A 6588-nucleotide genomic window follows, 5' to 3' on the forward strand; every position below is an offset into this window, starting at 1 on the left:
GAACGCGATGAGCTCACCCGACGGCCCCGTCGGCGCCGAGCGCAGCCTCGGCCAGCTGGTCGCCACGGCGACCGGCGAGATGTCCGCGCTGGTGCACGACGAGATCGCCCTGGCCAAGGCCCAGCTCCGCCAGGACGTCAAGCGCGGCGCGATCGGCGGTGGTGCGTTCGCCGCGGCCGGCACGGTCCTCATCTTCTCGTTGCCGATGCTGAGCTTCGCGCTCGCCTACGGCATCCGCACCTGGAGCGACTGGAACCTCGCGATCTGCTTCGTGCTGTCCTTCGCCGCCAATGTGCTGGTGGCCGGGCTGCTCGCGCTGATCGGCGTCGTCTTCGCGAAGAAGGCGAAGAAGGGCAAGGGCCCGCAGAAGGTCGCCGCGTCGGCCAAGGAGACGGCTGCCGTACTGGGGAACGTCAAGCCGCATCCCCGCGCGGTGAGCCCCGCGAGTGTCGTCGAGGTGCGAGTCGGTGAGACGGGGGCGACTGTGGCACGCTCGTCCTCATGACGGACCCCGCCACTCCATCGGCCCAATCCCCCGCCTCAGTCGTACGCGTCGAGGGGCCCTGGACCCACCGGGACGTCGCCGCCAACGGTGCGCGGTTCCACATCGCCGAGATGGGTGAGGGGCCGCTGGTCCTTCTGCTGCACGGCTTCCCGCAGTTCTGGTGGTCGTGGCGGCACCAGATGGTCGCGCTCGCCGACGCGGGCTTCCGGGCCGTCGCGATGGATCTGCGCGGCGTGGGCGGCAGCGACCGCACCCCCCGCGGCTACGACCCGGCCAACCTCGCGCTCGACATCACCGGTGTCGTACGTTCCCTCGGCGAGCCGGACGCCGCGCTCGTCGGGCACGACCTCGGCGGGTACCTGGCGTGGACGGCGGCCGTGATGCGGCCCAAGCTGGTGCGCCGCCTCGCCGTCTCCTCGATGCCGCATCCGCGGCGCTGGCGCTCGGCGATGCTGGCGGACCGCAAGCAGACCGCGGCGGCGTCGTACGTATGGGGTTTCCAGCGGCCGTGGGTGCCGGAGCGTCAGTTGGTCGCCGACGACGGCGCCTTGGTGGGCCGCCTTGTACGCGACTGGTCCGGGCCGGGACTACCGGACGACGACGCGGTGGAGACGTACCGCCGGGCCATGTGCATCCCCTCGACGGCGCACTGCTCGATCGAGCCGTACCGCTGGATGGTGCGGTCGATGGCGCGGCCCGACGGCATCCAGTTCAACCGCCGCATGAAGCGCCCCGTGCGGGTGCCGACGCTGCATCTGCACGGATCGCTCGACCCCGTGATGCGGACGAGGAGCGCGGCGGGCTCCGGCGAGTACGTCGAAGCGCCGTACCGCTGGCGGCTGTTCGACGGGCTCGGACACTTCCCGCACGAGGAGGACCCGGTGGCGTTCTCGACCGAGCTGGTGAACTGGCTGAAGGACCCCGAACCGGACCGGTGAGGTGGCGGACGCCGATCCGCGAGGGTTCGGGCGGGCCTTCCTGAGGACCCGCGGGAACACTTGTCCTACGAACGCCAATTGCCCCGCGCATAGGCCAATTGGGGCCCCTGGGCGCGGTTACCGACCATGAGGCACGGGCACACGTCGGGGTATGGGCTGGACGCACGACTACAGTGACGTAGCACGCAATCGCCGCTCGGCCACAGCGCTGAACAGCAGCGAGAGGGGCGGGCTACAGGAGCAGGGCCGGCACGGCCCCCCTCAAGCGATGGGCATCCCCCGCATTCTCCGCCGGAGGGCACGCTGGGTCTCCGCGCGCCTTCGGCATACGCGCGACTGACCCCGCCGCCTGCGCGACCGGCTCCGCCACCTTCTTCCGGGCAGCCCGGTCGCCGGGGAGCGTTCCTAGTCCTAGAGCGCGCAGCTCCTAGTCCTAGAGCGCGCAGCCCTGGCTGTCGACCTCCTGGTTGGCGGTGCGGCCCCGCTCGATGTCCTCGCGCACCTCGTCGGCCGTGAGCGCATAGCCGGTGTCCGGGTCGTCGAGGGACTTCGCGAACACCACGCCGTAGACCTCGCCGTCGGGCGTGAGCAGCGGGCCGCCGGAGTTGCCCTGGCGGACGGTCGCGTAGAGCGAGTACACGTCGCGGTGCACGGTGCCGCGGTGGTAGATGTCCGGGCCGTTGGCCGTGATGCGACCACGCACGCGTGCGGGCCTGACGTCGTACGGCCCGTCCTCGGGGAAGCCCGCCACGATGGCGCCGACGCCGCTGGTCGCGTCCTTCGACGTGAACTTCAGGGGCGGCGCCTTCAGCGCGGGGACGTCGAGGACGGCGATGTCGCGCTCCCAGTCGTAGAGGACGACCTTCGCGTCGTACGTCTGGTTCTGATCGCCTATCTGGATCGTCGGCTCGTCCACGCCGCCCACCACGTGCGCGTTGGTCATCACGCGGCGGTCCGCGAAGACGAAGCCGGTGCCTTCGAGGACCTTGCCGCAGCTGCGCGCCTCACCGCGGACCTTCACGATGGAACGCTTGGCCGTCGTGGCGACCTTGCTCTTGGCGAGCTTGGGGTCGGGCGGCTGGACTTCCTTGATGGGCTCGTTCGAGAACGGGCTGAAGACCTGCGGAAAGCCGTTCTGCGCGAGGACCGAGGAGAAGTCCGCGAACCAGGTGTCCGCCTGGCCGGGCAGCGCGCGCGACACGCCGAGCAGGATCTTGGAACTCCGCACCTCCTTGCCGAGGGTCGGCAGCGTCGTACCCGCGAGGGCGGAGCCGATCAGCCAGGCGACGAGGAGCATCGCCACCACGTTCACCAGCGCGCCGCCGGTGGCGTCCAGGGCGCGGGCGGGCTGCCAGGTGATGTACCGGCGCAGCTTGTTGCCGAGGTGAGTGGTGAAGGCCTGACCGATCGACGCGCAGACGATCACGATGACGACGGCGACCACCGCCGCGGTCGTACTCACCTCGGCCGCGTCGTCGTCCGTCATGGCGTCCCAGACGATCGGCAGCAGATAGACGGCGACGAGACCGCCGCCGAGGAATCCGGTCACCGAGAGGATGCCGACCACGAAGCCCTGGCGGTACCCGACTACCGCGAACCACACGGCGGCGAGCAGCAGCAGGACGTCCAGCATGTTCACCGATTCAATCCTCGCCTCGCATCGCGGTCGCCATTCCACGCAACCTTGTCATGCGCGCCAGTCGAGCGGGACCTGCCTACTGCGGTCCCAGGGGCGCTCCCAGCCCGCGAAGTGCAGGATTCTATCGATCACGCCGGCCGTGAAACCCCAGACCAGAGCGGACTCGACGAGGAAAGCGGGGCCGTGGTGGCCGCTGGGGTGGATCGCCATCGCCCGGTTCGCCGGGTCCGTGAGATCGGCCACGGGCACCGTGAAGACGCGGGCCGTCTCGTTCGGATCGACGACGCCCACGGGGGTCGGAGTGCGCCACCAGCCGAGCACGGGCGTCACGACGAAGTCGCTCACCGGGATGAAGAGGCGGGGCAGTTCGGCGAAGAGCTGGACGCCGCGGGGGTCGAGCCCGGTCTCCTCCTCGGCCTCGCGCAGGGCGGCGCGCAAGGGGCCCTCGCCCTGCGGGTCGCCGTCCTCGGGGTCGAGCGCGCCGCCGGGGAAGGAGGGCTGCCCTGCGTGCGAGCGCAGGGATCCGGCGCGCTCCATCAGGAGCAGCTCGGGTCCTCGTTCGCCCTCTCCGAAGAGGACGAGCACGGCGGACTGCCGTCCGGCACCGCTCTCCGGGGGCAGGAAGCGGCTCAGCTGCAACGGCTGAACGGTCTGCGCGGCGCGGACGACCGGGTCGAGCCAGGAGGGGAGGCCGGTGGTGGTGAGGAGGGGGGTGGGGTGGGTTGTGGGGTGGGGGTGATGGTCTGCGGGGTGGGGGTGAGCTGTGGGGTGGGGATGAGCTGTGGGGTGGGGGTGAGCTGTGGGGTGGGCGGGGTTTGGGGGCTGGGCAGGGTCTGGGGGCTGGGCGCCGCTTGCGGGCTGGCTGTCGCCGGTGGGCTGGCTGGGGGCCGCGGACGGGGCGACGTCTGTGGTGTGGCCGCCGCCGGTGGGCTGGCTGGGGTCTACGGTCTGGCTGCCGCCATCGTTCTGACCGCGGCATGCGGGCTGGGCGACGCCTGCGGTGTGGCTGCCGCCGGTGGGCTGGGTGTCGCCGGTGCGCTGGCTGCCGCCGGTGGGCTGGGTGTCGCCTGCGGTGTGGCTGCCGCCGGTGGGCTGGGTGTCGCCGGTGCTGTCGCCCGCGGTCCGGGCGACGCCGCTGTTCCGGCTGTCGCCCCCCTGCTCACCCTCGTACGTGCTCGTCGTGTCGCTCGCGTGCGTCATCGGCACCCCCGTCCGTCTCTGGACAACGCTCTTGCCCCTCCGGTTCGTTCCGTCCGCCGTCGGTGTCACCCCGCGAGCGGCGGCGCCGGCTTGCCCGGGTAGTCGGACGGCGGCTTGAGGCGCTGGCCAGGGAAGCCGCCCATCTCGTACTTCAGCAGCTTCTTCGCCTTCTCCGGATCGGTCTCACCCTCCCCGTACGACGGGCAGAGCGGGGCGATCGGGCAGGCGCCGCAGGCGGGCTTGCGGGAGTGGCAGATGCGGCGGCCGTGGAAGATCACTCGGTGCGAGAGCATCGTCCACTCGCTCTTCGGGAAGAGCTCGGCGACGGCCGCCTCGACCTTCACCGGGTCCGTCTCCTCGGTCCACTTCCAGCGGCGGACCAGGCGTCCGAAGTGGGTGTCCACAGTGATGCCAGGTACTCCGAAGGCGTTGCCCAAAACGACGAACGCCGTCTTGCGGCCGACGCCGGGCAGCTTGACCAGGTCGTCGAGGCGGCCCGGCACCTCGCCTCCGAAGTCGTCCCGCAACACCTTGGCCAGGCCCATGATCGACTTGGTCTTCGCCCGGAAGAAGCCGGTCGGCCTGATCAGCTCCTCGACCTCCTCGGGGACGGCCGCGGCCAGGTCCTCCGCAGTCGGGTACGCGGCGAAGAGACGCGGGGTCGTCTGATTCACGCGCAGGTCGGTGGTCTGGGCGGAGAGAACCGTGGCGATCAGGAGCTCGAACGGGTTCTCGAAGTCCAGCTCCGGGTGGGCGTACGAGTACACCTCGGCGAGCTCACGGTTGATCCGCCGGGCGCGGCGGACGAGAGCGGCGTGGGACTCCGTCCGGGTGCCGGTGTCGGCGGTCGGGGCTTCCTGCTTCTGCGCCGGTGAGGCGGTCTTTTTGGCGGTGGCCTTCTTGGCGGCGGCCTTCTTCGCAGGGGCCTTCTTGGCGGGCTTCTTCTCCGCAGGCGTCTTCTCCGCAGCGGTCTCCGTGCCAGGGGTCGCCTTTGCTGCTGTGTTCTTTGCTGCTGTGTTCTTTGCTGACGCCGTCGCCGCAGGCGCCTTCTTCACGGGCGTCTTCTTCGCTGCCGCCTTCTTCGCCGGGGCCTTCTCGGCCGTCGGCGTCGTCACCGCAGGTGTCGTCTTCTTTGCGTTCACAGGGCCGACCTCTTCGCCGGGAACAACAGGGATACTGTCCGTTTCGTCGCTTTATCGAGGGCGTCGGACGCTTGTTCGCCCACAGCGGAATCGCGAGGTGCGCTCACCTGCTCAGCCCCCTCGGCCTGCGCTCTCACCGGCTTTTTGGACACCCGGCCAGCCTAGAGCCCGGCACTGACATCCGTCCCTGACCCCATGGATCGGCCCCCAATTGGCCCCCTCCCGCACAGCTTGCGACGCCAGTGCGGCAGACTTGTGACTGATCACACTGTTTGGACAGTCCGGCAAAATGGGGAACACGGTCCCCTGATATGCGGGGGAAGCAAGATCCCCTGAGCAGGTCGACAAGGAGAGAACTCGTGGACGACGTTCTGCGGCGCGCCCCGCTCTTCGCGGCGCTCGATGACGAGCAGGCCGCGGAGCTCCGCGCCTCCATGAGTGAGGTGACGCTCGCGCGCGGGGATGCGCTTTTCCATGAGGGCGACCCCGGAGACCGCCTGTACGTGGTCACCGAGGGCAAGGTGAAGCTCCACCGCACCTCGCCCGACGGCCGCGAGAACATGCTCGCGGTGCTCGGCCCCGGCGAGCTCATCGGAGAGCTGTCGCTCTTCGACCCGGGCCCCCGGACCGCCACGGCGTCCGCCCTCACCGAGGTCAAGCTGCTCGGCCTCGGCCACGGCGACCTCCAGCCCTGGCTGAACGCCCGCCCCGAGGTGGCCGCCGCGCTGCTGCGCGCCGTCGCCCGGCGCCTTCGCAAGACCAATGACCAGATGTCCGACCTCGTCTTCTCCGACGTGCCGGGCCGTGTGGCCCGTGCGCTCCTCGACCTGTCGCGCCGGTTCGGCGTGCAGTCCGAAGAGGGCATCCACGTCGTGCACGACCTCACGCAGGAAGAGCTCGCCCAGCTGGTCGGCGCCTCCCGCGAGACGGTCAACAAGGCGCTCGCCGACTTCGCCGGACGCGGCTGGCTGCGGCTCGAGGCCCGCGCCGTGATCCTGCTCGACGTCGAGCGGCTGGCCAAGCGGTCGCGCTGACGCCGTGTCCGTACGCCGATGGGCCCCGCCTCCCTGGGCGAATTCAAGGGGTCGTCGCAACACGGTGATCAACTGGCTGTTGCCAGGAGCTTAGCGAGGCGCTCGGCTGGGGTTTCCCAGCCGAGCGTTT

The 6588-nt window shown here is 70.5% G+C and carries 6 protein-coding genes and 1 pseudogene; 4 read left to right on the forward strand and 3 right to left on the reverse strand.

The window, feature by feature from the left end:
• Positions 1–7: 7 nt before the first annotated feature.
• The 3 genes from ACFVYR_RS25545 (at position 8) to ACFVYR_RS25555 (ending at position 1783) form a co-directional block, all read left to right on the forward strand.
• Positions 8–505, forward strand: coding sequence for a phage holin family protein (locus ACFVYR_RS25545; protein ID WP_384258398.1), 498 nt, complete (start codon positions 8–10; stop codon positions 503–505).
• Entirely contained in the window at positions 502–1443 is a 942-nt protein-coding gene (locus ACFVYR_RS25550; RefSeq protein WP_384258400.1) for an alpha/beta fold hydrolase, read from the forward strand. The genes ACFVYR_RS25545 and ACFVYR_RS25550 overlap by 4 nt, the downstream gene beginning before the upstream one ends.
• Before the next feature lie 151 nt (positions 1444–1594).
• A complete protein-coding gene (locus ACFVYR_RS25555) occupies positions 1595–1783 on the forward strand; it encodes a hypothetical protein (protein ID WP_384258402.1) in 189 nt (62 codons plus the stop codon).
• 93 nt (positions 1784–1876) lie between these two features.
• Here the strand turns inward: ACFVYR_RS25555 and ACFVYR_RS25560 are convergent, their stop codons facing one another.
• From ACFVYR_RS25560 to nth, 3 genes and pseudogenes are all read right to left on the reverse strand, one after another.
• The gene (locus ACFVYR_RS25560; RefSeq protein ID WP_384258404.1) at positions 1877–3082 is read right to left on the reverse strand and encodes a MarP family serine protease; all 1206 of its coding nucleotides are present in this window, start codon (positions 3080–3082) and stop codon (positions 1877–1879) included.
• Between the two features lie 48 nt (positions 3083–3130).
• Positions 3131–3787, reverse strand: a pseudogene (locus ACFVYR_RS25565) (NUDIX hydrolase); the annotation flags it as partial.
• A gap of 560 nt (positions 3788–4347) precedes the next feature.
• Positions 4348–5424 (reverse strand): endonuclease III, encoded by a 1077-nt coding sequence (gene nth / locus ACFVYR_RS25570; RefSeq protein ID WP_389612721.1) that lies wholly within the window; start codon positions 5422–5424, stop codon positions 4348–4350.
• A gap of 359 nt (positions 5425–5783) precedes the next feature.
• Between nth and ACFVYR_RS25575 the strand changes: the two genes are divergently transcribed.
• On the forward strand, positions 5784–6458 hold the full coding sequence (locus ACFVYR_RS25575) for a Crp/Fnr family transcriptional regulator (protein WP_016642758.1): 675 nt from the start codon (positions 5784–5786) through the stop codon (positions 6456–6458).
• The last annotated feature ends 130 nt before the right edge of the window (positions 6459–6588 follow it).

This window comes from Streptomyces sp. NPDC058284 (assembly GCF_042881135.1).
Classification (GTDB): Bacteria; Actinomycetota; Actinomycetes; order Streptomycetales; family Streptomycetaceae; genus Streptomyces.